Here is a 24147-nt window from a genome sequence, read left to right as displayed (position 1 = left end):
AAGAGCTTGGAGGCGGACTCCAAGCTCTTTGTGTTTACTGTAAAATAACAACTTTTACGGTTCTTCTTCCCCATTGTAGTGCCTGTGCTTTCGTTGGCACGAGGATATCGATTTTGTGACCCTTGATGGCACCGCCCGTGTCACCAGCGATTGCGACACCGTATCCTTCTACCCACACTTTACTTCCAAGTGGGATGACGGATGGGTCGACAGCGATTAATTTCATGTTCGGGTTAGCACCGATATTGTAGCCTAAAGCCGTAATCGATCCAGAATCATACGGAGTATAAGCCGTTGCTGTTACATACATCTCTTTGCCGCTGATGGCTACACCGGTATCATTGCTTGGTGTAGAAGATGATGCTGAAACAGGACGAGCCTTTGCCGCTGCCTGCTCTTGGCTGATTTTTGCCTGAATGGTTTTCATTTGTGACTCAATGCCAGCTTTCTGTTGCTCGGCAAGCGCCATTTGTTGCACGATGCTATTATATTTTTCTTGCATGGCTGTTAAGGTTGCTTGTCTCTTTTGCAGGTTTTGATCAAGCTCTGCCTGCTGCACGGCAAGAGTTTGTCTTTCTTTTTCAAGTGACTGCTCCTGCTTGTCGATTTCTTCTTTGTCCTTCTCAATCTGTTGAAGGTCCTCTTTTTGGGCCGTCAAGATGTCTTTATCTGCATCAATCAGGGTGGACGCAGCGCTCGCACGCTGGATGAAATCAGAGATACTGTTAGATTCGAAGAATAAGTTAATCATCAGGTTGATATTATTATTTTGCTGCATTGCAACAGCTCGCTGCTTCATAATATCTTTACGGGCAAGGATTTTATCCTCCAACTGGACGATTTCCTCTTTCTTTTCTTCGATTAATTGATTGATCTCTTCCATTTTCTTCTGTGTTTTGGCCATTGCATCTTTGTTGGCCGTAATAGTGTTATATAAAGACTCTAACTCATGTTGAATATTTTCTATTTCTTTATTCACGGCTTGTTTTTCTTGCTCTTTTTGCTCTACTAATCTAGTTTTTTCATTTAGCGCTTGTTTAGCATTATGTAGGGCATCACTATTGGTTTGTGCATATGTAATCATATTCCCTGATACACATAACATCATTGTAAGTAACATGAGAATTATACGCTTAGTTGTCTTTTGCATACGCTTCCCCCTCCTTATTAACCTATTTATAACAGATTAATGTACCAGTTATGTTACAAGAATATTAAATGTGTATCACATTTTGTCTTAATTGCAAGGAAAGTGTCAATTCTGTGTCATAACAGCACCAGCATTTTACAGCAATGGTGAATGGTGTCAGAGAATGGTATCAGGCACCACGCGTGGACAGTGTCCATCTAGAAAGGACACTTTGCTTGCATCTCCATTATTAGACCTCTAGTTTCTTTCCTACCTCGAGGACACGGTTCTTGTCCTTTTTTCTTTTTTTGCTTTTACGGTATGGGATGGTACGTAGGAAGGTAACTTTGTTTCCTTTTTTGAAGGCAAAGTTATTGATGATTTCTAATACCTCTTCTTCCGTAAGCTGTTTGCTTTTACTTACTTGTGTAATCATTAATGAGTCTCTGTCACAGGTGAGTTGGATATCGGAATCAGAGAATTGAAAAGAATTGTTTTTGTAATCTAGAAGAATGTGTTGATAGGAAACGCATGATGTTTGATGGGCTGACTGATTTGATAGGACGATGGCATCAGAAAAACTAGGCTTGCTTTTAATCCAGCATTCTTGCTTACTTACTTGTTCTCCGATAAATATTAAGGCAACCTTTTCATTCAATCAAATACCTCCATTTTTAACAATATATGACATCGATATTTACTATTCGACAATAATTTTATTTTTTCCTGCAAAGGAATACCTAGTTTTTTGGTAATTCATAAAATTTATTAACGAAATAAACACAAGTTTTAAATTGGAAAGGCAATTGTGGGAGTTTTTTTCTCCGACATGGGGAAAAAGGGGCTAAAACATCAAAGAAGCCGCTGACACGAGTTCAGCGGCTTCTTATCAAAAAAACAGGGGGGTTTTTCAACTAGTTTACCCCGCTTGCTGAAATTTAAACTCCGTCAGAGCCTTACACCGTTATTTATTTCCACAAAAAAAATTCCGGCCATGGTTAGCCGGAAAAAATGAGGATGCATACGGAGAGGTCTTTGATTCTTTTTAACAACAGGTACCGGTTGCGGGGAAATCTTCAAAAACTCGCCGAAAAGCTACTCGTTGGGGTACGTCTTGGATGAAAATGTTTGAAAAACAATGTAGGATCAAAGATGAAAGGACATTTTTTCAGAAGATGGGTGTGGGGTTCTGGAGTACATTGAGATTGGAGTTCTGTCCCTTTGCTCTAACTGCTGTTCCCTGATGAGCCATTCCAACTGGCTGACCCGTTTTTCCAGGCTGTCAATTTTTTGATTGGATTTACCAACCATCTTTATCAATGTTTCTAGTAACTGTTCTAGATTCCTCGCTGCTTCATTGCTAAATTCCAACGCCCGCTTCCTCCCTTTTTTGCTCCGTCACCACATCGTGAGGCTTGGCACTTAGGAAACGGATTGTCTCCACCACTACCTCTGTAACGTACACTCTTTTTCCCTCTTTATTTTCATAGTTCCGGGTTTGCAATCTGCCAGTGATTCCTACAACGGATCCCTTTCGGCAGTATTGGCATGTGTTTTCAGCGGCTTTCCGCCAAAGTGCGCATTGCACAAAATCGGCCTCAATCTCCCCATTGTGATTCCGAAAATGCCGGCTGACTGCGAGCGTGACATGTGCGACCGAATTCCCTTCCGGCGTCTTTTTTAATTCTGGATCCTTCGTTAGTCGGCCAACAAGCGTGACCTGATTAATCATGGTTTCAACTCCTTTTTATTTGATGGTTCCATCATAGACCCATGAGGTGTTTCTTGTAAAACGACTTTAAATGACGTATCCGGGACTTTTCGTGCGGATAAGTGTTCTATCTCCGAGTTTTTGATCAAAAAGTGCTTTTACGTTTCACAGAAATATGATTTTTACAAAACTCGACAAATATTTTTCGACATTTGCTTCTGCTCGACATATGTTATAATTTAGAAAAAAGTAACTGGAGGTTGCGATGAAATCTTTTAAGTTATACTCATTGGACGTTATGGATGGTGAAACTTCGGTTGAAGTTCCTTTAGAAGACGGCTTGATTCTTAATAAGGAAGATGAACGCTCCACCTGGCTGCTTGAGGCGTATACAGATTTGTCTCTCTATGATTTTTTTAAAACGATTCACGATCAAAGCCGCGATTTAATTGTTGAAGCTGTGATTACGAAGAAAGAGAACACGCCTGCTTATTTCCAAACAAAGATTGTTTCTCTGAAAAAATTTGAAAAGCACATCAGCGTGTTGTTCGAAGGTCATCTCCGCCGTAATAAAAGTGATTACTCAGAGTTACTGCTCGATAGCCTGATGCAAAAAGGGCTGGAGGGCCATGCCCTTCTTAAGGAATTTAAGGAGAAAATGAAGAGTAAACCGAAGATTAAAGTAAAAAACCCTTAATTGTTACATTTGATTCTGACCTTGACCAGTCTTCGGACTGGTTTTTTCATCTTATTCACAGCGAGAAATTCACATTTTTGTTGATTTTTTCCGTTTCCCTAGGGATACTTAAAGTGTAAGTTGAAAAATATATTTTTAGGGGGGAAGTTATGTCAGGAATCGTTAGTTTTATTGTTGAAATTATTATTGCTATTTTCTTATATGTTGACGCGCCGAAACATAATAAGAGTCCATGGCTTTGGGCTATTCTAGGCTTTTTCTTCGGACCATTTGCCTTAGGAATCTACTTTATTAAAACTGGCCGTAAAGTTGTTGGCTGGATTATGGTTATCGTCGTCGGACTCCTTTACCTGGCCTTCATCGTCTTAGTCGTTCTTGCTGCCGTACTATTTGCGAATGGCTTTGGGCCTTGATCGATGCTTTGGTGATGTCACTCTGATGGTGTCAGGCACCACGCATGGACACTTTCCACCTGGAATGGACACTACAATTTCTCAATGGTGTCAGGCACCAAATATTTTGAAGAAGGACAGGCTCGATTGCCTGTCCTTTTTGTCTTACTCGTCTTTGTTATCTCTGTCGTTAACGTCGATGTCATCCTCGATCATGTCTTCTTGCGGAGTATTGTTGTCCTTGACTGGGTCTTTATCGTGTGGCGTATTTTTATCTTCAGATTCCGGATAATGGTTGCGGTCGATGATGTTGTCATCGATTACATCGTTATTATCGTTAGGTGTTAAATCATTATCCATACGGTTATCTGTCGGTGTATTAATATTGTTGTTTGTAGGCGATGGTGGATTTTGATCATCATTGTCATTATTACATCCCGCTAACAACACAGCCGATAAGACAGAACCCGCAAGTAACATAAATAACTTTTTCTTCAAGCGTAAAAGCCCCTTTCACCATCTTCGATTGACCTTGACTTACCATGGTCTTTTTTTAGCATTCCCATTGGTAAAAAAATGATGGCTTGAATTTATTTACATTTAGTCCTGCCCTGTTAAAATTGTCTGTTGATTTTTCCGCTCCAATCAACTGAGTGTCAAAAAAAAATTTATACTTTGACACGAAAAAGCCAGGCGTTTGGCCTGGATCAAGTATCTTTTTTCAAATTATGTGTTGATCACCTCTTGAAGTACCTTTAAAATTACCTTTTTTATATGATTTCCTATCTTACTCGTTACTTTCGGTGATTTACTCGTCAAATGCATGCATTTACTCGTCAACCTTCATACTTTACTCGTCAATAACTCCATTTTACTCGCCAACCACTAATCTACACCCACTCCTTCCATAAAAAAACACCACAGTTATTAAGGACTGTGGTGGGACAGAATTATATTTTTTCTTTTTTAGTCCCTGGTAAACTTGCCTGTTGATTTCCGAAGCTTAAAAAAAAACGACCAAAAGCTCAAGGCTTCCAGTCGTCTTAACCCTATCCCTATTCCTTTTTCTCACCCAATGCAAACGTAATTTCTGCTTCGCATGCCACTTCGCCGTCAACCGTTGCAACGGCCTTCCCTTTTCCGATCGGTCCGCGCAGGCGGATAATTTCCACCTCAAGACGAAGCTGGTCACCAGGCTTTACTTGCTTTTTAAACCGACAGCCGTCAATTCCAGCGAAAAATGCTAAGCGGCCACGGTTCTCTTCTTTTTTCAACATAGCCACTGCGCCAACCTGTGCCAGTGCCTCAACAATCAGTACACCAGGCATCACAGGATAATCAGGAAAATGCCCATTAAAAAACTCTTCATTGGCTGAAACATTCTTAATCCCAACCGCTCTTACGCCCTCTTCTACTTCCAAGATACGATCGACCAGCAAAAATGGGTAGCGATGCGGGATAATTTCTTTAATTTGTTCGGTATCAAGCATAAATTAGTACCTCCTACTAGTAACAAGTATTATTCTCTATTCTACTCGAAAAGATACACAAAAGGGAAGGGCTTTCGGTCCCTTCCCAGTCAATTTATTTCTTATCCACCAAATCTTGAATATGCGTCCAGGTCGATTGTTTAAAAACATCCGCCACTTTTCCACCGCCAAGAATCCCGTAGCCCACTGTTGCTCCCGCCATCAAGCTGACAAACGTAAACACAACTAAAAGAACCAGACGAAGCCAGATGGGAATCAGACGAATGCGGATTCGTTTGTAGGTGTGTGGTGCGGCCTCCACCTTTTCATTTGTACGATCTACCTTTGCGGGATCCTTTTTCACCATAGCTTTTGCATCTTTGGCTTTTTGCTTTTCAGCTTTTATCTTTTGCTGTTCCTCGTATTTAGCTCGTTTAAATTCTTCTCTCGTCTTGGCTTGATTGTTTACAGACATTCACTAATTCCCCTTTAACCGGACTGCCCCATGGGCCCAGTGAGTTATACATATTATAACCAACTTTTTTAAAATCGGTAACTTGAATTCTTTTATAAAAATTGCTTTCGCAAACTGTTGAAAAATTTTCATTACTTCTATTATAAAAAAATATTCCCCATTGCACATTAATTTTTTGCGAAAAAAGTCAATTGATGTAAAAAAACGCAAAATCCGCCTATTAAAGAGGAACCCAAGACAAATAAAAAAGCCCAATGACTGAGGCTTGTCCTGCCTGCTTCATTAGACTTTTCATGTATGGTTCGGGACTATTTCACCATTGGTTAGATGTCATACCACCACGAACACAATAAAAGATGCTTTTTTTTTCAACAAAGCTATTATCCAAACTTACGATTAGAAATGCGGTCGATGTTATCAAGCATGATACCCGTTCCGATGGCAACGCAGTCCATAGGATTTTCAGCTACAAGAACTGGAACCTTTAATTCGTCAGCAAGCAGCATGTCGATTCCGTGCAGCAATGCGCCACCGCCAGTTAAAATCACGCCACGGTCGATGATGTCCGCTGATAATTCTGGTGGAGTGCGCTCAAGAACACTTTTTGCCGCCTGAACAATCACAGCCACAGATTCACGAAGGGCACCCTCGATTTCTTCCGAACGAACAGTGATAGTGCGCGGTAACCCGCTCACCATGTCACGGCCACGAATTTCCATTTCCTCTGAACGTGAACCTTGGAATACTGTACCGATGTTGATTTTAATATTTTCAGCCGTACGCTCACCAATCAAGAGCTTGTACTCGCGCTTGATGTAGTTGAGGATTTCCATATCAAACTTATCGCCGGCCATTTTAATGGAGGAAGAAGTCACGATATCGCCCATAGAAAGAACTGCAACATCCGTCGTTCCTCCCCCGATGTCCACTACCATATTACCGCTTGGTTGGAAAATATCCATTCCAGCGCCGATTGCTGCTACCTTTGGCTCTTCTTCAAGATAGATCTTTTTCCCACCGCTTTTTTCAGCTGCTTCTTTAATCGCCTTTTGCTCAACACTTGTGATGTTCGTTGGGCAGCAGATCAAAATGCGCGGCTTCGATAAAAAGCCCTTTACGTTTAACTTATTAATAAAATGCTTCAGCATGGCTTCTGTTACATCAAAGTCAGCGATAACACCATCCTTCAATGGACGGATCGCGACAATGTTGCCTGGTGTACGGCCGACCATGCGGCGAGCTTCCTCACCAACAGCAAGCACTTTATTTGTATTTTTATCAATTGCTACGACAGATGGCTCATTCAATACAATTCCACGGCCTTTTACGTGTATTAGCACGTTAGCCGTCCCTAAGTCAATCCCAATATCCCTTGCAAACATTCTCTTTTCTTTCCTCCTCAAAGCGGAATTCCACATGCATTTCCTAATTTTCTATTGTATCATAATCCTTAAAATTTCCATAACGTTTTACTGGAATTTTGCTGAATTATGTCGGAAATGTTTTCTTGACAAAGGATTCCAAGAGAACGCCTTTAAGGTTTCACGGATAACCCCATGTACCCCTCTAATGTTGCGGCTATTTGACAGCCTCGCCTTCCTTTTCTTCTTTTTGATACTTCATCTTTGTCGCTTCCCCACCCCTGAGGTGACGAATCGATTTATGGTAATCTAGGATTTCTTTAACCTCATTTGCCAGCTCTGGATTAATTTCAGGAAGTCTCTCTGTCAAATCCTTATGGACTGTACTTTTGGATACGCCAAACTCCTTCGCAATTACGCGAACCGTTTTCCTCGTCTCCACGATATACTTTCCAATCTTGATAGTTCTCTCTTTGATGTAATCGTGCACACTCTCGCCCTCCCTAATATGGATGTGAGTAGTGTGAAATGAGACCCGCTTATCACTTCGACGAATTCTACTTCCGTGTGGATGGGTGTCAGGCACCATCAAAAGACATTTGTCCGCCTACAATGGACAGCCTTTCGAAATAGGTAATCTTGTCGAACTCCACACGACAGAAAGTAATCTACCTTCTGACAATACAATGAATAATCATGTCCCCGACTGAATATCCGCTAACTTCAAACGACTCTTCACCTCAAACACTCTCTTTGTAAAGGTTTGTAACCATTTTATTAGCTTGGATACGGGTTTATGCACAAAATCCACAAACGGGACAAGGCATCCTAAAAGTTTTTTGAAAATTGGACAATTTAACACGGTTCGACAATGCGGAAAAAGCCTGTGATAGGTGGATTTCTGCGTGGAAATATAGGAGCACCTACAATATTTCCCAAGAAATTTGTCGAGCGAAAATTGGATATTTTTTTCAAAAAAATATTATTCTAAAGTGCCAATCATGACCTTAACTGCCTCTAATAGATCTCGATCTGACCATGACGGCATCTCTTTTTTTCCACTCAGCACCAATTCATGCGACGCTGGTATATGAACAAATCCCACCGGCCTATCCTTCACTTCATGCAGCGCCACATACATGACATTGTTACAAAGATACGTCCCGGCAGTATTTGATATCTTTGCCGGATAACCTCTTTCATTGAGCTTATTGACGAATTGTCTTATTGGCAGTGTGGAAAAATAACCATCCGGACCATCCTCGATGATGGAAGCATCATTCAGCACGACGCCATTATTGTCTGGCGCGCCATCGCGGCAATTGATAGCGATTCGCTCCGGAGTGATCGTTGAACGCCCTGCCGCGAGCCCAAGGGAAAGCACTGCACCGGGCTCCTGTTTTTTGATTTCTTCTAGGATTCGTTCCCCCGCCTCCCGATAATCCACCGGCAACAATAAGCCTTTAATTTGATAGCCGCCAATACAGGCTCCATCAAGTTCTTTAACAATTTTCTCCGTCGGATTAATCGGAAACTCCAAAAATGGCTCAAACCCTGTTAAAAGTAACGTTTTCATCTGCTGCTTCCCCTCTTATCTTTTTTCAAAATATTATATAATGTTCATAGACTGATTAGAAGGATTTTCCTGTAAAATCCAGACACCGAAAGGAACACTTACCTATGACTCCATTTACCGAAAATGTAATTGAAATTATCCGTGGCATCCCTGAAGGCAAGGTCATGACCTATGGCCAGATCGCTCGCCTCGCTGGAAGCCCTCGTGCTGCCCGCCAGGTCGTCCGCATCCTCCATTCCATGAGCAAGAAGCACCGCCTCCCCTGGCACCGCGTCATCAACGTGAAAGGGCAAATCGCCCTACAGGAAGACGAAGCCTATAACGAGCAAGTGCTGTCGTTGGAAGCGGAAGGCGTCGAGATTGGTCTTGGCGGGTTGATTGATTTGGAGAAATATCAGTGGGAGCCGTAATTACTGCCTTCAGACAAACCAATCTCACGGAAGTTATGTAGTTGGCGAGTAAAATGGAAATAGTGACGAGTAAAATAAGAAAGTTGACGAGTAATCATGAATATAGACGAGTAAATCAACAAAAGTGACGAGTAAGAAAGGAAGCATATAAAAAAGGTAATTTTCAATGCTACTTTAATAGGAAATCTTCACATATTTTCAAAGGAAGATAACTGAGCCAGGCTAAACGCCTGGCTTTTTAGTGGAGATTGGGAGTAGTTATGTGGTTGGCGAGTAAAATGGGTGCAGTGACGAGTAAAATAAGAAATAGACGAGTATTCATAAATTCAGACGAGTAAATCTCCTAAAACGACGAGTAAACCAAACAAAATGCTAGGGACCAAGAAGATCACCAAAATTTTAAACAAAAAAACGCCCAGTCCCCCCAGGCGCCAAAACACAAACATTATTTCCAATTCATAAAAATATTCTTCACCATTTTCACAGGCACCTGCGAGCCACCTCTGTTCTGTACATTTTCCACCATCATTGCCACCAGCAAGCTTGGCGAATTCGTGTTATAGGCAATGAACCAGCCGTTTTCAGAACCCGTCTCCCCCTGCTTCTGCTTGATCTCCGCGGTCCCTGTCTTACCGGAAAGCGGATAATCCGCCATCTCCGCCACATGCGCCGTTCCGCCCGCATCGCCCACAATCTTCCGTAAATCCGCAGCAATCAGTGCAGCATGCTCACTAGAGACCGCCGCCGCCTTCCACACTTGACCCTGCTGCTCATCCGCTAAAAGCGTCGGCTTAATCATATTGCCATTATTCATAAACGGAGTATAGGATGCCAGCAAATGCACGATGTTCATCTGGATTTGCCCCTGACCATACCCAGAATCCGCGAGTGAAATTTCACTGTCCATTTTTCCAATCTGCGATGTCTCAAGAGGATACGTGTACTTCAGCTCCTCTTCAAACCCGAACTTCTTCAGGCCATCCGCAAAGCCCTCCTTCCCCAGCTTCAACGCTGCTTGTGCGAAATAAATATTATCCGAGAACACGAGTGCTTTTTCCAAATTAATCGGACTGCCCACATGTACCCGCGTCACAAAATAGCCGCCCCACGACTGATCCTTTTGCCATTTCGGACCAAGAATAGGAACTGCCTCCACCGGGTTAATCGTTCCCTTATCAAGCCCCACAGACGCCGTGATTGCTTTCATGACTGAGCCCGGCGCATAGAGCTGCTTAAACCGGGTCGTTAACGGCTTCTTCACGTCATCCTGCAACGCCTTCCACTCATCCGCCGAGAATCCTATCACCGCTTGGTTCGGGTCAAACGACGGACTGCTCACAAGCGCCAACGTTTCGCCTGTCATCGGATTCATCGCTGCTGCCGTCCCGGCCTCCCCTTTCATCTCATTAAAGGCCGCCAGCTGCAACTCCGCATCAATCGTTAATTTGACATTCTGCCCGTTCTCGACAGGCTTCTCGGCGAGCACTTCCTCGCCTCCAGCCTTCTTCTTAATGATAATCTTCACGCCGCTCGTGCCCTTCAGCTGCTCATCCAACACCTGCTCGAGGCCGCGTTTCCCAATCACATCTCGACTCGTGTAACCTTTGTCTTTCCTCTTTTCAAGCTCATCCGCCGTAATCGGCCCCACATAGCCGATTAACTGCGCCGCCGCTTCCTTATAAGGGTAAATCCGTGCCCCTACCTTCCGCGTCTGCACAGGCCCGAGCGCAATCAACTGGGCGATCCGCTCTTGGTCATCCATCGACACCTTTTTCAACGGGACAAACAGCTCCGGCTTTACCCAGCTTGCGCTTAGCGCCTTCTGGATCTGTTCGGGTGTCATTTTTAAGAGTGGTGCTACCTGTGCGATGATCGCCTCATCCACCTTCCCGGCAACCACACCTACTTCATACACCTGGCCATTCACAGCTAGCCCATTTCCATTGCGGTCAAGGATTTCCCCTCGGGTCGGCGCCACCGTGCTCAAACTGATCATATCGCCTTCCTTCATCTTTGGAAAAATGAACCCTGTATGCCAGTCTACATACCAGTTTTTCTTATCGTCTTTTTCTTCCTTTTGTAACTTCGCTTGTTGGGTAAATTGAATCGTTCCTGCGCTGCTGCTCATTTTTGCGGTAAAAGAATACTGGGCTTGTTCTTTGTCAGCCTGCTTATCCTCTTTTGGTTTTTTGAAGTTAATTTTGAGGTCTGTAATCTGAAGGTCTTTGTAGATTTTTGTATAGCGGCTCGTAAACTCTTCTTTGGTGATATGCTGTTTTGCATCCTTTGAAAGATAGTCATACATCTTATCAAACTTCTGTTTATTCCATAAGGCTATGTACTCCGAAAAACGATCCTGCGGTGTCGGCTCCTTACTGCACCCGGCCAGCGCAGCAACAACCAGCAGCACCACAAACATAAATCCTGCAACTCTCCTCAAACCAATCCCTCCCTTTAAACCCATTTTAACATAAATTGGATACAAGATGGGCGTCAGGCACCACTCGTGGACATTTGACCTCCTCAAGTGGAAAGTGTCTATCTGTGGGGCATGACACCCAAATAAAGACAAAAAAAAGAGGAAAGTATTTCCCCTTCCCCTTTGGTCACATTCATATTATGAGTTTTTATTTTGTGTTGAGTTCGTTGATTCGTCGTCCTTTTTTTCATCAGAAGACTTGTCGTCGCCTGATTTTTTTTCGTCGGTAGAGTTCGCAGGATCATCAATCATTTGCTCATCTTCCTTGATTTGTGGACTATCTACAGAATCACTTGAATTATCATCCGAAAGCTTGTCTTCCTGTAATGTAGTCAACGATTTTTCAAAATAATTCGTTGGGTTTACAGCAACACCGTCTTTACGAATTTCAAAATGTACATGGGTTCCAGCTTTTTCATTGAACAAGCTTTGTCCAGCCTTGGCAAGAACTTGTCCCTGTTTTACTTGTTCGCCAACCTTGACCTTTATATCTTTAACTGATTGATATTGTGTTACAATACCTTTGTCGTGCTCTACTTCAATGACATTACCTAGGACTGCATCTTCATCGACACGAGTAACGGTACCGCTTAATGATGCAACTACATCAAACGTTTCGCCGTCTTTCATTGTGATATCGATACCAGTGTTTGGCACATACGTATTGTTGTAGAATACTAATGCTGCTTCCTGGTCTTCAGCTTTGCCTTGGAAATCATAGAATTTCATTTTTACGACTGCGTCATCAGCCTTGGCTACCGGCATTTTGAAGTTTTCAAGAGCTTTGTTAACTTCAACTGCTGGTGTTTGATTCTTTTTACCAGCAAGATCAGTGGACTTGTAATCGTATTTGTCTGTCGCACTATTGCTAGTTTGGAACCATAGAACTGCGGTCAGAATGATTGCTGCACTTGCAATATAAATGGCTGGAAATACCCAACGCTTTTTGAAAAAGCGTTTTACACTGGAACTTTGAGAAGATCGTTTGTTTTCTTCCTCTCTCATTTTCATCACCTCAGCAATCATTCTGAACAGATAAGTAGAATTATATACACAAGTCAAAAAAATTTTTTTGCAGTTATTTTTCGACAACCCTATTCTTTTTATGCATGAAGCTGAAAATTTTTTTACTACTAGGGGGAATATTCACATGAACATACTATTAAAATGGGGCTTACGGGTTCTGCCCCTTGTGTATATGGCCATCATCTGGATCCAATCCAGCCTGCCATCCGACCATTTTGTTGAACTGCCTGATGCATCCCTCGACTCGACCATCAAGGAATCCTTGCATTTAATAGAATTTGCGATTTTGTATGTTTTACTAGTGTTGGCCTTCTTAACGCGAAGCCGCCAGTTTACACCATTCCTAAACGTAGCCTGCGCCGTATTCGCCGCCCTCTACGGAATCAGCGATGAAATTCACCAATCATTCGTACCCTACCGCTCCTCGTCGCTATTCGATTTTGTAAAAGATATTATTGGAATCAGCGTGTGTTTTTATTTTATAAGAGGGGCGTTGTTTGGAGGGAGATTTCTATGGTTGGGGAAAGTTTTGAAACGCTTATAACCATTCTGCTTTTGGAAAATAGATCCTACCTTTGAAGGTGCCTTTCGAAGGTAAATTCAATTGTCTAAGAATTTTATTGGCCACTTTTTGGGAATCAATGTGTAGAAATGCCCGCAGCTCCGAATTGGTAATCGAGGGCTTAATTAAGAGGAAATAATCACGGATGGCTTGAATATGTGCAGTTTTTGAATGGCAAAGGCAGTTTGGACAGTACCATGTGCCATATTTATAAACCATGGACAAAAAGCCGCACTCGGGACATTGGACACCGGTGATGATGTCATGGAGAGTAAGCTGAAAGTGTTCTAGAATATCGAAAATTTCAGGTGTATCACTGGATAAAAGAAGCCTCTTCAATTTACGTAAAGTCTTTGTGTCTACTATTTCCCTCTTTTCATAGTTGCTAATGAGAGTTATTTTATCCACCAAGCTTTCACTGTTGCAGATATACCGCAGGATCTGTTCGTGACCAGGCTCAATTCGGATGACTGCCTTGTTGTTACTATTTACAAAAAGATAATGGATTGGGAATTCCAGAGAATTGTGCTTTGCTAGCCACCTCTTTAATTTGGTCGCCTGCAGCTTTGCTTGCAACACTGGGTTCTTAATTCGTTTATCTTTTTCCGGGGTCTTGAGAGTGACTTGATTTAGGTATTTTTCAAAAAAATATGTCCCTTTTCGATTTTTCACTTCAAGAACCAAGCCAAATGCTGCACATAGGATAAAGTAGTCCATCTGAAAGTAGTACTTCCCTAGTAAAAGACGAAGATTGTGGAAAATCAGATATTTTGCCTCAGGAAGCATACTTAAGTGATATACCAAAGACTCTTCTCCTTTGTACCCAGCCATCCAATTATGGTATTCCTCAGCTAATAGTGGGCGGATCGGATGATTTGCTCGAATTCTCCGATCAAGCGCTTCATATTTTTGAATTCTCAACGAAACTTTGCATTCTTTTGCGATCAATTGCATCATTCCTTTCTTTTTTTGTTAAAAGTTCACCTTTCTTAGATGATTTCCTTCGAAAAAATCCCACTCTTCTTGTCTATTTTGTGAAAATTACAATTATAGATAGGTAATGAATTACGTTATCAGCCGGTTTTGAGTGGATATCGGCCACTTCTAACATTATATCGGCCATTTTTTGAGTTTATCGTCCACTTTCACCAATTTATCAGCCACCACACTCTGAATACCCAAAAAAACTCCCCCGGTCTGGTGCAATCCCAAAATTCAGATCATATTTAATCTTAATGCCCTTCCCCAAGGTCATTAAAGTTACCTTTTTTTATATTTATTCTCCTTTATCAGCCGGTTTGAATACAATATCGGCCACTTGCCCTGAGATATCGGCCACTTTTTTGAATTTATCCGCCACTTTCACCAACTTATCAGCCACCACCACAAATACCCTACAAAACACAAAAAAAGCCAGGCACCCACGCCCAGCTTTCCCACACACCACTACTTCTGCGCCGTAATCGTCGCCATCAAACTCTCTGCCGACGTAATCTCGACCCCCTGATAATAGTGCTTCACAATATCTTTATAATTTTTGCCCTCTTCCGCCATTCCGTTCGCACCATACTGGCTCATCCCCACACCGTGGCCGAAGCCCTTCGTCGTAATCACAATATTCGTGCCCTTGCGCTCCCAAGCAAAATCCGATGACCGAAGATCCAGCTTCTCGCGGATCTCCTTGCCAGACAGTACCTTGCCATTAAAATCTACCTTCGCCACACGCTTACCCGTCGTACGCTCCACAATCTTGCCCACCTGCGACCCTGTGCCCACCTTCACACCGAGCTTCGCCTCAAACGCCTTCACCGTCATCACCTTCTGGCTATTAAACTTCGGTGAACTCTTATCCCACGGGCTCGACACACTCCTTAAATAAGGAATGTTACCTGGCCAATAATCCTCCGAATTCTCAGTATATCCATTACTAGTAGAGAAAAAAGTAGCCTGAATCGCCTCACCCTTGTAGGTCAAAATTTGCCCTGCCGTCGAACGAACCGCCTCCACTACCTTCTTCATTTTCCAAGAATAATCCGCGCCCCACGCTCTCCTTAGCTCATCATCACTCTTGTACACCTGGTGAATTTGCGTGTCCGTGACCTGCGCCCCTTTAGGAGCCCCTAGCGTATCCTTACTGACCAATCGCTTCACAATATACGTTCTCGCCGTTAGTGCCTGGGCCTTGAGTGCTTCTTCTTTGAAATCTGCCGGCATCTCTGCTGCCACAACGCCAACGAGGTAATTTTCTAAGTTCACTGTCTCGATCTTTGATTTCGCGGAACGAAACACCGCTACTTCGACCGCAGCATCCGCGGAAGGTGACGCCGCTTTCGCATTTTCTGCCGAGGTCTTCTTCAAATCTTCACCTAATTTTCCACTCGCCTTATGCTCATCCGAGAACGGTAACACAAGAACAGCTGGAACAACTAAAGTCAGGGCAATGAGGAGTGTCGCTAGTACGATGAGTGGTTTGATTTTTTTCATGAATGTGCCTCCAGTTTGTAAAATTCACACCCGGCGCAAATCAGCCGAGTTGCGTCTCATTCATACATATGGAAGCGGACAAGCATTTATTACACAAACTTTTATAAAAATGAACTCCATTCCCGGCACCCCACAAGGTTCTAGCTGAGATTAAGTCAGTACACCAAACCAGTGCCCATCGCACGCACACAGATGTCCATGATTGGTGTCAGGCACCCTATCGAGAGCACCATATACAGTACTTTTTCAACGGTGTCAGGCACCACATAAAGAGGCACCGCACAAAGTACGATGCCTCAAAACCCCATAAAAAACAGACCCCGATATCCATCAGGGTCCGTTGTCTTAATTATTTACATTATGCGTTCATGTCGGAGACAAATTTTTCCTCTGCAACGAAGATTTCGTCTGCTTCTTTGACGCGTTCGATGTCAGCGCCTAATCCAGCTAGTTTGCCGTGGAAGTCCACGTAACCGCGATCCAAGTGCTTCAACTCTGTCACGCGTGTCACGCCATCTGATACTAATCCAGTTAAGATTAAGGCAGCTGCTGCACGAAGGTCTGTTGCGGATACTTCCGCACCTTGTAAGTTAGAAGGACCATTTAAAATAACTGAACGGCCTTCGATTTTGATATCCGCATTCATACGGCGGAATTCTTCTACGTGCATAAAACGGTTTTCGAATACCGTTTCCGTAATCATAGAAGTACCCTCTGCACGAAGCAATAACGCCATCATTTGGGATTGCATATCTGTTGGGAAGCCTGGATGTGGCATCGTTTTGATGTCAACGGCCTTTAATTTTTCAGGACCGATGACTCGGACGCCGTCCATTTCCTCACTGATTTCAACACCCATTTCCTCCATTTTTGCAATAAGAGAAGAAAGATGCTCAGGAACTGCACCCTTTACCAATACATTTCCGCCAGTAATCGCAGCAGCAACCATGAAGGTACCTGCTTCGATACGGTCAGGAATAATGTTATGGTCGGCACCAAATAACACATCGACACCTTCAATACGAAGCGTGCCCGTACCTGCGCCTCTTACTTTAGCGCCCATTTTATTTAAGAAATTAGCCAAATCGACAATCTCTGGTTCTTTTGCGACGTTCTCGATGATGGTTGTACCCTGTGCAAGAGTCGCTGCCATCATGATGTTCTCAGTAGCACCAACACTTGGGAAATCCAAGTAAATCTTTGCTCCCTTTAAGCGGCCTTCAGTCTCCGCTTCGATGAAGCCATTTCCAACCTTCACTGTTGCACCCATGGCTTCAAAGCCTTTTAAGTGCTGGTCGATTGGACGAGATCCGATTGCACAGCCGCCAGGAAGAGCGACTCTGGCACGGCCATTGCGTGCTAACAAAGATCCCATGACTAGAACAGACGCGCGCATTTTTCGAACATATTCGAATGGCGCCTCTACTTTCAACTCTCTGGATGCATCGACGACAACTGTATTGTTTTCGAATACGACTTCAGCATTTAAGTTGCGTAAAACTTCATTGATAGTATATACATCGGAGAGTGTAGGTACATCACGTATCACACTTTTTCCATCACTTGCTAATAATGTTGCAGCGATAACAGGCAGGACGGCATTTTTTGCGCCTTCTACTTTAACCGTTCCTGTAAGCCTTTGTCCGCCGCGGACGATGATCTTTTCCAAGAGTATTCCCCTCCGCGTCCATTTTCTCTATATTAATATTCAATCGTTATGATTGGTGTGCCAACTACAATGGTAGTCTTACCGCCCAATCGTTCGGAGCGTATGCCAATTTGTAAATTCATGTTATCTCTTTGATTTTCTATGGAGCCAGTAAACATCGGCGAATTCGCCGAAACAGACATGAATGTCTCCTCTTTTAACGCTTCGATCTCTTTTGCATGAAAAACGGACAGTAAATTCTTTACTGTTATGGGTAAAGCCGTATCAATCTTATCACTGAAAACGCCTTTCATACAAGAAAAAACTGTAGGTTTTCCTCGAAATATGTCGGATAGCCTACTTTTAAATTCCTCAGTAGCGAAATAGGCCGCTATCGCCTTATTCCACTCTTTTCCAATGACACTATATACTATATACGCATTAACAGGTTGTTTTGTGTGGGTTGCCATAATTTGAAGCATTTCGCTGTGGTGTTTAGATGTTGGAGATACTGCTGTTACTTCCCATTTTTGGCTGGTATTTTTTATAGACCAATCCCAATCGGGGAACTTTTCCTGAAGTTTTTCGGCGTATTCCTTCACGTCCTGCTCACTTTTTATGCCGGTCATTTTTTCTCTTGCATAAAAAGACCATTCATCGAGCAAAATATTTTCGGCATCTAAAACAGAGCCGATTTTTGCCAGATCGTCGGCACCATCCGGATTCGCTTGACGTGTAAAAGCACCATTACCATTTGCTTCAGTTGTGTTGTACCCGAAAACAACCAGGATCAAACTCAAAATTGTCATCACAGATAAAAAAAACATACAATATCTTTTCATCTCTCTACTCCCCCTTACTACCATTGTTACCAGGTAGCGGGTGAGCATACTTGGGAATTGTCGTCACATTTAGACAAGTTCCAAAAACTTAACCTTAAAGCCATCTAAAATTAGACAAGTTCCTAAGGGAGACAACCTTAGCTTTCCACATAAAGATGATTGTACTCAAAATATCGACAAATGGGAACATGTACGAAGACCTAAATTTTTACCAATTTGTATGTACAGGATTAGTAAGTTTGTCATTTTAAACCACTTTTTCTAATTACTGAAAATTAATGGCAGTTGTCTGGACCATTGAAGATAATCCAGGAAAAAATTACTAACAGATGATCCAATGAAAATGGCTAACAATATGAAGAGAAGCCGAGCTTGAAAGACATGGTTAGCCTTAATCAGCTTTTCTAAGCGAATCGACTGCAGTGCCCACCAGGAAATTGCAATAAAAACCAAATGTGACAGGATGCTTACTAACGCCATTTGCCCAAAATCATTTATCATTCTGCTACCCCCTTTTTACACACAAGGATTATTCTATCATATAGACGAAGGAAAGATATAACAGTTTCTATATTTTTCAAAATCCCCCTGAATTGTGTCTGAATTGTGAAATCCATTCCTGCAAATCGCCAATATTCCCCCAAATAACAAACTAACTGCCTAAATTCCGTTCGTCCTTCTCTTAACGGGATTTAGGCAGCTAGTTTGGGTGTGTATTTTTTAATTTACGCTTCATTCCATACTCGATAAAGGTTTAATGGGACGTACACTCGGTCGCCCTGAATCTCTCGGTGGATAATAGGAGTCTCAAAATGTTGCTCCAGGTTGCGGTCTGACCGTATTTTATGACGTGCTCGCTCACTGGCTCCTACTAATTTCTCCAAACTTAAATTCGAAAATTTCATCTCGTTCCTCTCCTTTTTTTTAATAAAATTGAATCGATAGGAAACAAAAGACCCACGCTTTTGCTTCCTATCAAGTTTTGACTTCATGCTGATTTTGTTGCTACAACGACCACTCGGCCATGATCCATTTCTTCCTCAAAGCGCTCAGCCTCTGCTTGCGACAAGCCTAACGACTCCAACTTCGAGCGCAGCTCATCTCCTCGTGAGCGAAAAACATTGGCCATACTATCAAACAAGCCTTGTTCGGCGACACCAACATCGGTAAGATCCAGATTATCCGCTAGGTTCTCAGAGCGATTTTTATCGTGCGCCAATAAATAAATCTCATCCTTCGTATAGCCCTGCGTCATCAACTGTTCAATTTCCTTCTTCGCTTGTACACCATTTTCAACGACTTTAACTGTTTCCATTGTTGTTTCCTCCTTGTGATTTGATGGAGCTGCCTTTTTCATTAGCAGCTTGTCGTTCTACTTGTTATATAACCGCTCCTGAAAAATTAAAACCTATTAATTTTATGGTTTTGTAAATTAGTCTGTTGATTTCCGCTCCAGGTGCTTCGCTTTCCGTGGGTGTTTCGGCGAGCCTCCTCGGCGCTAGCGCCTGCGGGGTCTCCCCTGAACCATACTTTCACAGGAGTCTTCGCACCTTCCGCTCCAATCAACAGAGTATAAAAATCAACAATGTTCTTTAACACAACCAATTTTAAAAATTTTGAAGGGTTAAAAATGAATTCACTGTGGGTATATAGGAAGTAGATTTTTACAGACGAGCTACAAGCTGCAATTATTATGGAGGTGTATGAAGGATGAGGAAACTTCTATGTAAAAACTGTGGAAACGCTGAATTTTACGTCATTAATATGCACGAAACATTGTGCAAGTGTGGTTGCCGATTATCGAAGCTCAGCGATTATCGCTGGGAGGAATCAAAGAAATGGAAAGAAGTCTATCATGAAGAACAGAAGCGTCAAACCGAACTGATTTTTAAGATTAGTTTATTAAAGAGGAAAATCGACACCTGTCTGGATGAGCGAGACAAAGATGGCTTCAAAAAGCTCACCAAAGAACTAAAAGCCTGCGAGAAAGCATTAAAGACGGGCGCTCCCCACCCGACTGCACGATTACGTGAGAGAGTGCAGCATAATAGAGATGTAGTCTAACAACAAAAAAACTCGACGAGCTGAACAAGGCCGTATGGATTCAGTTCTGTTCAGCGGTCGAGTTTTTTCCTATATAAATTATTGAATGAATGCTTCCTGTGATGGAACCTGTCCACCTGCTACTTGATAACGAGCATAAAATTCCTGTAAAAATTGGTTGGCAATTTTATCGCTGTGAATCACGAGCATGTTTTCATCATTGGTTGCATCCCCGTTTGAGCTCCAGTTCGTTGAGCCCACTACTACCATCGGATCACTGCTCGTATTTGGATCGATAATCATCGTCTTGGCATGAAGCTTACGCGATTCTTTTCCAGCAAAAACTGGCGCAGGCGTGTTCCAACGAGTATTCGGATTGTCCACACTTGTTTGCGATGCGGTTCGTTGCGTCATGTCTACAGAAGCCGACCACCATTGATTCCAGAAGCTCGGATCAAACAATCCCTTCATATCAAATCCCGTACGAGTTCCTTCCATATCATTATAGGAACCTTCCCACTTATACTTTAATTCGTTGACTAAGGTTTGATCAGAAAATGCAAAAATCTCAAAATAGGCACGATGTTGTGCTTCATTTTTTACTGCATTGGTTATACGATTTAACGCGCCATCGCCAGGGGAAAAATAGACCTCGACCAGCGTCCCATTTACATTGACTTGATGCAAAGTATTATCGGTTTTCCGGCTATGAAATTTCGCGTTTGTTGGATTTGGAACAGCCGTGCTACTTCCATACATTTCTTGAAATTCCGTTTTGTAAATCGAAGCTAGGTCAACAGAGTTAATTTCTACTGTCTGGTTTTGATTGCCGTTCAACAAATCTTGATTCATATCTTCATCCGTTCCGTATGTACCCGTCTCGGTAAAATTCCACGTACCTGTCCACACCCACTTCCCATCAATGATCATAAATTTATTATGCATTTGATCACCAGGAGCATAGTAAGACCCATCAGCTTTTCGTTCAGCATCCACTAACAGATGTCCGGTTTGATTGCTTGAACCTATTTTCACCGTTTGAACAGGGAAATCATCGAATGTAGCCGGAAGGCCGTATTTCGAACGTAAGGTAGCGTCTTCTTCCACAAACATCGCGGAATCGCCTAATATATGGGCATCATCTGCTGTTCCCACTACCTGGTCCTTCCCCCGAATTAATTTTTCTAAATTAAGTCTATGAATGCCGTAACGGTTTTCTGTATCATTCGGGTCCACGTCTTTTGCATCAGCAACCACTCGGATCTGCACGCCTTGGCTGGCTTTGTCCACTAAGGTATTCACTATTTTAGGCAGGTTTAATTCATATGTGGCTACATCAATCGAACTGGTGGCTTGACTGATGCGATTCACTAATTGATCTTCTAAATTGATACTCCAATTCGCTTCATTTCCGTCATAGGCAAACTGCGGCAGTGCTGTTTTGTTAAAATATACATTGATGGCACCGTCCGCATTAGATACGTGATTTAAGTGGTGGACGGTCCCTTGTGTTGTCCCCACAGAGTTCGCTTGTTTCGGTGTCCCATATCCCCCATCATAGGCTGCAGTTGCTGTCTTCCAATTGGTAGAAACATCGCCGCTTTCTGCCGCATTGACACGTTCCATGGTAGCTTTCGTATTGTTGTCACCGGCGTACCACGAAGACACTGTATCTACTAAATTACCATTTGCATCATACAACTCTAACGCTTCAGCTGAATTTCCTAATGCCCCCGTATAGATTTGGTCGGCTTTTACCCCAACCACGGCATCATCGGTCGAACGCTCTAACAGAAAATAGCTGCCCACCTTAATCGTACCAGATAGATTGATTGCAGGAGTTCCGTCTTTCGCCTGCAGCTTCCAGCCTGTTAAAGATACATCCTGGCTGGTGTTGTTTTTAAGTTCCATCCATTCATTGTTGTAGCTTGCACTTGAACCCATCCATGCCACTTCATTAATGGCCACGGGTGAATTGGTTACAGCTTTTGCAGGTTCATTTCCTGTAAAAAGAGTAGAAAATAGGACAGTTGATAACGCTCCGATAGAAAAAACTTTCTTCAAGGTACTCTGTGTCTTAGACGGCATAAACGTTTGACTCCCCCTGTGTTCGATTGATTTTTTCTTTGTGTAAAATATAACACCGCTATTATAACACTGGGATATAGATGGTTAGATGGACAAGAAGTCCTATCATTTGTAAAAATAGTGTAAAGTTTCAATAAATTAATTTTTAGGTTTAAGGCTGCTTAAAGCGGGTATTTAATAAGCAGAGTTACTTACTTGAAAAAAAGAAAGGAGAGAAATCACATGGGATTTATTTGGGCATTAATTATCGGAGGAATTATTGGCTGGTTAGCCGGACTTATTTTGGGGCGTGACCTGCCAGGTGGTATCATTGGAAATATTATCGCAGGGTTCATTGGAGCATGGTTGGGATCCTTCCTACTAGGAAGCTGGGGTCCTGAAGTCGGAGGTTTCTTTATCATCCCGGCTCTGATTGGTGCGATTGTCCTTGTATTTATTGTAAGCTTTATTTTAAAAAGCATGAAACGCACTGCGTAATCTAATCATTATCGGTTCAAACAACAACATCCCCCCTACCTATATAAATATAAAGAGACTGCAAACTAGTTGCAGTCTCTCTTTTTGTTTCCACCGTCGTTAAGCAGTTTTCTTATGTTTTACAGTACCCTTGCTCATTTTTCTGAAATAAGGTACAACCCAACGGTCTAAACCGATTTTACCAGCGTTGTAGCCAGCTGTTAAGATAATGAAGCCAAGGAAGATGTCTCTAGGGTTGTGAGATACAGTGCCAGCTAAGAAGAAGCTGAAGTTCATGACGAGACCAAAGAACATAGCGGCAGTTGTTAAGCATCCAAGGATTAAGCCTAAACCAATTAATGTTTCGCCCCAAGGAACAAGAACGTTAAAGACATCGACGTTTGGAAGAGCAAAGTGTTTCAAGAAGTCAACGTACCAGCCAAAAACGACTGCGCCATCTGGACCTTTTACCGGGTTAGCAATGGCTCCTTTTAAGAATCCAGCAGCGTCAAAACCGCCAGTTAATTTATGGAACCCTGCAGTAAACCAAGAGTAACCGAGGTATAAACGTAAGACTGTTAAGATAACAGATGCAATTTTGTTTTCTCTTAAAAATTTGTTAAACATAAATGATTCCTTCTTTCATTTTTTGTTTTGTTCTTTATAGTTACAATATATTACTTTTTCGCTTAAATAACATGGCTATAGTGATAAGTTCACAGTTTGTTAGAAATGTTATGACAAAGATATGTACGAAGGGATTTGTTCAATTTAAAGTTAGAATTTTCCTACGTTACCTTGGGCTCTCTTTCTCCACCGTTCGGGTTCAGAACCTTCCCTTTGGCTTCGGTCGTATAAAACTCCTCTATGAGCCCTTTTGCTGTTTTTTTCTTTCTCTTCGGTCACGTAGAACCCCTCTATGAGCCCTTTTGCTGTTTTTTTCTTTCTCTTCGGTCACATAGAACCCCTCTATGAGCCCTTTTGCTGTTTTTTTCTTTCTCTTCGGTCGCATAGAACCCCTCTTTGAGCCCTTTTGCTGTTTTTTTCTTTCTCTTCGGTCGCATAGAACCCTTCTATGAGCCCTTTTGCTATTTTTTCCTTTCTCTTCGGTCGTATAGAACCCCTCTATGAGCCCTTTTGCTGTTTTTTTCTTTCTCTTCGGTCGCATAGAACCCCTCTATGAGCCCTTTTGCTGTTTTTTCTTTCTCTTCGGTCGCATAGAAAGTCAAGTCCATTTAATTGTGTAAAAGTGTCAACAATGTTTTCGCTTGTAAAAAAAGAATGAGTATAGTGAACTAC

General features: G+C 42.4%; 27 protein-coding genes. 6 read left to right on the top strand and 21 right to left on the bottom strand.

The genetic code is table 11. The annotated features are described in order from the left end of the window. Window positions 1-34 precede the first annotated feature (34 nt). The 4 genes from AC3A54_RS20920 to ssb all read right to left on the bottom strand — a co-directional run bounded on the left by AC3A54_RS20920 (window position 35) and on the right by ssb (window position 2861). Window positions 35-1150, bottom strand: coding sequence for a 3D domain-containing protein (locus AC3A54_RS20920; RefSeq protein ID WP_487656044.1), 1116 nt, complete (start codon window positions 1148-1150; stop codon window positions 35-37). Window positions 1151-1379: 229 nt separating this feature from the next. Continuing rightward, window positions 1380-1787 (bottom strand): hypothetical protein, encoded by a 408-nt coding sequence (locus AC3A54_RS20915; RefSeq protein ID WP_487656043.1) that lies wholly within the window; start codon window positions 1785-1787, stop codon window positions 1380-1382. A gap of 488 nt (window positions 1788-2275) precedes the next feature. Continuing rightward, window positions 2276-2500 (bottom strand): hypothetical protein, encoded by a 225-nt coding sequence (locus AC3A54_RS20910; protein ID WP_487656042.1) that lies wholly within the window; start codon window positions 2498-2500, stop codon window positions 2276-2278. After that, window positions 2490-2861, bottom strand: a complete 372-nt coding sequence (gene ssb / locus AC3A54_RS20905; protein ID WP_308081895.1) for a single-stranded DNA-binding protein — start codon at window positions 2859-2861, stop codon at window positions 2490-2492. The genes AC3A54_RS20910 and ssb overlap by 11 nt, the downstream gene beginning before the upstream one ends. 244 nt (window positions 2862-3105) lie before the next feature. On the opposite strand from ssb, the gene AC3A54_RS20900 reads away from it, so the two are divergent. Continuing rightward, window positions 3106-3537, top strand: coding sequence for a YwpF-like family protein (locus tag AC3A54_RS20900; protein WP_487656041.1), 432 nt, complete (start codon window positions 3106-3108; stop codon window positions 3535-3537). Between the two features lie 149 nt (window positions 3538-3686). Next, a complete protein-coding gene (locus AC3A54_RS20895) occupies window positions 3687-3950 on the top strand; it encodes a hypothetical protein (protein ID WP_335545147.1) in 264 nt (87 codons plus the stop codon). 144 nt (window positions 3951-4094) lie between these two features. On the opposite strand, the gene AC3A54_RS20890 is transcribed toward AC3A54_RS20895, so the two are convergent. The 6 genes from AC3A54_RS20890 to AC3A54_RS20865 form a co-directional block, all read right to left on the bottom strand. Further along, on the bottom strand, window positions 4095-4427 hold the full coding sequence (locus AC3A54_RS20890) for a hypothetical protein (RefSeq protein WP_335545146.1): 333 nt from the start codon (window positions 4425-4427) through the stop codon (window positions 4095-4097). Between the two features lie 557 nt (window positions 4428-4984). Next, a complete protein-coding gene (fabZ, locus tag AC3A54_RS20885; protein WP_308081891.1) occupies window positions 4985-5419 on the bottom strand; it encodes a 3-hydroxyacyl-ACP dehydratase FabZ in 435 nt (144 codons plus the stop codon). A 94-nt stretch (window positions 5420-5513) separates the two neighbouring features. Then, window positions 5514-5873 (bottom strand): DNA-directed RNA polymerase subunit beta, encoded by a 360-nt coding sequence (locus tag AC3A54_RS20880; protein ID WP_487656040.1) that lies wholly within the window; start codon window positions 5871-5873, stop codon window positions 5514-5516. A 380-nt stretch (window positions 5874-6253) separates the two neighbouring features. Next, window positions 6254-7255, bottom strand: coding sequence for a rod shape-determining protein (mreB, locus tag AC3A54_RS20875; protein WP_308081889.1), 1002 nt, complete (start codon window positions 7253-7255; stop codon window positions 6254-6256). Between the two features lie 196 nt (window positions 7256-7451). Continuing rightward, window positions 7452-7724: a sporulation transcriptional regulator SpoIIID gene (spoIIID, locus tag AC3A54_RS20870; protein ID WP_007086083.1), complete on the bottom strand. Its 273-nt coding sequence runs from the start codon at window positions 7722-7724 to the stop codon at window positions 7452-7454. A gap of 492 nt (window positions 7725-8216) precedes the next feature. Next, window positions 8217-8810, bottom strand: coding sequence for a pyroglutamyl-peptidase I (locus AC3A54_RS20865; RefSeq protein WP_487656039.1), 594 nt, complete (start codon window positions 8808-8810; stop codon window positions 8217-8219). 104 nt (window positions 8811-8914) lie between these two features. Here AC3A54_RS20865 and AC3A54_RS20860 point away from each other — a divergent pair, with 104 nt between their 5' ends. Further along, the gene (locus AC3A54_RS20860) at window positions 8915-9220 is read left to right on the top strand and encodes an MGMT family protein (protein WP_487656038.1); all 306 of its coding nucleotides are present in this window, start codon (window positions 8915-8917) and stop codon (window positions 9218-9220) included. A gap of 445 nt (window positions 9221-9665) precedes the next feature. Here the strand turns inward: AC3A54_RS20860 and AC3A54_RS20855 are convergent, their stop codons facing one another. Beyond that, window positions 9666-11660 (bottom strand): penicillin-binding transpeptidase domain-containing protein, encoded by a 1995-nt coding sequence (locus AC3A54_RS20855; RefSeq protein WP_487656037.1) that lies wholly within the window; start codon window positions 11658-11660, stop codon window positions 9666-9668. A gap of 177 nt (window positions 11661-11837) precedes the next feature. Beyond that, on the bottom strand, window positions 11838-12704 hold the full coding sequence (gene spoIIQ / locus AC3A54_RS20850) for a stage II sporulation protein SpoIIQ (protein WP_335545142.1): 867 nt from the start codon (window positions 12702-12704) through the stop codon (window positions 11838-11840). A 145-nt stretch (window positions 12705-12849) separates the two neighbouring features. Here spoIIQ and AC3A54_RS20845 point away from each other — a divergent pair, with 145 nt between their 5' ends. After that, complete coding sequence (locus AC3A54_RS20845; protein WP_487656036.1) at window positions 12850-13269, top strand: VanZ family protein; 420 nt, start codon at window positions 12850-12852, stop codon at window positions 13267-13269. Here AC3A54_RS20845 and AC3A54_RS20840 read toward each other — a convergent pair. The 7 genes from AC3A54_RS20840 to AC3A54_RS20810 form a co-directional block, all read right to left on the bottom strand. Continuing rightward, window positions 13264-14235, bottom strand: coding sequence for a nuclease-related domain-containing protein (locus tag AC3A54_RS20840; protein WP_487656035.1), 972 nt, complete (start codon window positions 14233-14235; stop codon window positions 13264-13266). The genes AC3A54_RS20845 and AC3A54_RS20840 overlap by 6 nt on opposite strands. Window positions 14236-14733: 498 nt before the next feature. Continuing rightward, window positions 14734-15771: a stage II sporulation protein D gene (gene spoIID / locus AC3A54_RS20835; protein WP_487656034.1), complete on the bottom strand. Its 1038-nt coding sequence runs from the start codon at window positions 15769-15771 to the stop codon at window positions 14734-14736. A gap of 358 nt (window positions 15772-16129) precedes the next feature. Then, entirely contained in the window at window positions 16130-17440 is a 1311-nt protein-coding gene (gene murA / locus AC3A54_RS20830; RefSeq protein ID WP_308081881.1) for a UDP-N-acetylglucosamine 1-carboxyvinyltransferase, read from the bottom strand. Between the two features lie 32 nt (window positions 17441-17472). Beyond that, entirely contained in the window at window positions 17473-18261 is a 789-nt protein-coding gene (locus tag AC3A54_RS20825) for a YwmB family TATA-box binding protein (RefSeq protein WP_487656033.1), read from the bottom strand. 261 nt (window positions 18262-18522) lie between these two features. Then, a complete protein-coding gene (locus AC3A54_RS20820; protein ID WP_487656032.1) occupies window positions 18523-18762 on the bottom strand; it encodes a DUF1146 family protein in 240 nt (79 codons plus the stop codon). Window positions 18763-18986: 224 nt separating this feature from the next. Beyond that, the gene (locus AC3A54_RS20815) at window positions 18987-19166 is read right to left on the bottom strand and encodes a hypothetical protein (RefSeq protein WP_308081876.1); all 180 of its coding nucleotides are present in this window, start codon (window positions 19164-19166) and stop codon (window positions 18987-18989) included. An 83-nt stretch (window positions 19167-19249) separates the two neighbouring features. Then, entirely contained in the window at window positions 19250-19576 is a 327-nt protein-coding gene (locus AC3A54_RS20810; RefSeq protein ID WP_308081875.1) for a YflT domain-containing protein, read from the bottom strand. Between the two features lie 395 nt (window positions 19577-19971). Between AC3A54_RS20810 and AC3A54_RS20805 the strand changes: the two genes are divergently transcribed. Further along, window positions 19972-20325: an IDEAL domain-containing protein gene (locus AC3A54_RS20805; protein ID WP_487656031.1), complete on the top strand. Its 354-nt coding sequence runs from the start codon at window positions 19972-19974 to the stop codon at window positions 20323-20325. Window positions 20326-20403: 78 nt separating this feature from the next. Here the strand turns inward: AC3A54_RS20805 and AC3A54_RS20800 are convergent, their stop codons facing one another. Next, entirely contained in the window at window positions 20404-22392 is a 1989-nt protein-coding gene (locus tag AC3A54_RS20800) for a phospholipase D-like domain-containing protein (RefSeq protein WP_487656030.1), read from the bottom strand. A gap of 222 nt (window positions 22393-22614) precedes the next feature. Here AC3A54_RS20800 and AC3A54_RS20795 point away from each other — a divergent pair, with 222 nt between their 5' ends. Next, the gene (locus AC3A54_RS20795) at window positions 22615-22869 is read left to right on the top strand and encodes a GlsB/YeaQ/YmgE family stress response membrane protein (RefSeq protein ID WP_308081873.1); all 255 of its coding nucleotides are present in this window, start codon (window positions 22615-22617) and stop codon (window positions 22867-22869) included. A 99-nt stretch (window positions 22870-22968) separates the two neighbouring features. Here the strand turns inward: AC3A54_RS20795 and AC3A54_RS20790 are convergent, their stop codons facing one another. Then, window positions 22969-23475: a DoxX family protein gene (locus AC3A54_RS20790; RefSeq protein WP_487656029.1), complete on the bottom strand. Its 507-nt coding sequence runs from the start codon at window positions 23473-23475 to the stop codon at window positions 22969-22971. Window positions 23476-24147: the final 672 nt, after the last annotated feature.

This window comes from Neobacillus sp. Soil_C_43, assembly GCF_057656715.1.
Note: the sequence above shows the minus strand (reverse complement) of the source record. Positions and strands in the feature narration are given on the sequence as shown.

Bases quoted from the DNA above. Each gene is read 5' to 3' on its own strand.
- AC3A54_RS20920 (WP_487656044.1), bottom strand. From the start codon at position 1,150: ATGCAAAAGACAACTAAGCGTATAATTCTCATGTTACTTACAATGATG.
- ssb (WP_308081895.1), bottom strand. From the start codon at position 2,861: ATGATTAATCAGGTCACGCTTGTTGGCCGACTAACGAAGGATCCAGAA.
- AC3A54_RS20900 (WP_487656041.1), top strand. From the start codon at position 3,106: ATGAAATCTTTTAAGTTATACTCATTGGACGTTATGGATGGTGAAACT.
- AC3A54_RS20895 (WP_335545147.1), top strand. From the start codon at position 3,687: ATGTCAGGAATCGTTAGTTTTATTGTTGAAATTATTATTGCTATTTTC.
- fabZ (WP_308081891.1), bottom strand. From the start codon at position 5,419: ATGCTTGATACCGAACAAATTAAAGAAATTATCCCGCATCGCTACCCA.
- AC3A54_RS20880 (WP_487656040.1), bottom strand. From the start codon at position 5,873: ATGTCTGTAAACAATCAAGCCAAGACGAGAGAAGAATTTAAACGAGCT.
- mreB (WP_308081889.1), bottom strand. From the start codon at position 7,255: ATGTTTGCAAGGGATATTGGGATTGACTTAGGGACGGCTAACGTGCTA.
- AC3A54_RS20865 (WP_487656039.1), bottom strand. From the start codon at position 8,810: ATGAAAACGTTACTTTTAACAGGGTTTGAGCCATTTTTGGAGTTTCCG.
- AC3A54_RS20860 (WP_487656038.1), top strand. From the start codon at position 8,915: ATGACTCCATTTACCGAAAATGTAATTGAAATTATCCGTGGCATCCCT.
- spoIIQ (WP_335545142.1), bottom strand. From the start codon at position 12,704: ATGAGAGAGGAAGAAAACAAACGATCTTCTCAAAGTTCCAGTGTAAAA.
- AC3A54_RS20845 (WP_487656036.1), top strand. From the start codon at position 12,850: ATGAACATACTATTAAAATGGGGCTTACGGGTTCTGCCCCTTGTGTAT.
- spoIID (WP_487656034.1), bottom strand. From the start codon at position 15,771: ATGAAAAAAATCAAACCACTCATCGTACTAGCGACACTCCTCATTGCC.
- AC3A54_RS20825 (WP_487656033.1), bottom strand. From the start codon at position 18,261: ATGAAAAGATATTGTATGTTTTTTTTATCTGTGATGACAATTTTGAGT.
- AC3A54_RS20820 (WP_487656032.1), bottom strand. From the start codon at position 18,762: ATGATAAATGATTTTGGGCAAATGGCGTTAGTAAGCATCCTGTCACAT.
- AC3A54_RS20815 (WP_308081876.1), bottom strand. From the start codon at position 19,166: ATGAAATTTTCGAATTTAAGTTTGGAGAAATTAGTAGGAGCCAGTGAG.
- AC3A54_RS20810 (WP_308081875.1), bottom strand. From the start codon at position 19,576: ATGGAAACAGTTAAAGTCGTTGAAAATGGTGTACAAGCGAAGAAGGAA.
- AC3A54_RS20805 (WP_487656031.1), top strand. From the start codon at position 19,972: ATGAGGAAACTTCTATGTAAAAACTGTGGAAACGCTGAATTTTACGTC.
- AC3A54_RS20800 (WP_487656030.1), bottom strand. From the start codon at position 22,392: ATGCCGTCTAAGACACAGAGTACCTTGAAGAAAGTTTTTTCTATCGGA.
- AC3A54_RS20795 (WP_308081873.1), top strand. From the start codon at position 22,615: ATGGGATTTATTTGGGCATTAATTATCGGAGGAATTATTGGCTGGTTA.
- AC3A54_RS20790 (WP_487656029.1), bottom strand. From the start codon at position 23,475: ATGTTTAACAAATTTTTAAGAGAAAACAAAATTGCATCTGTTATCTTA.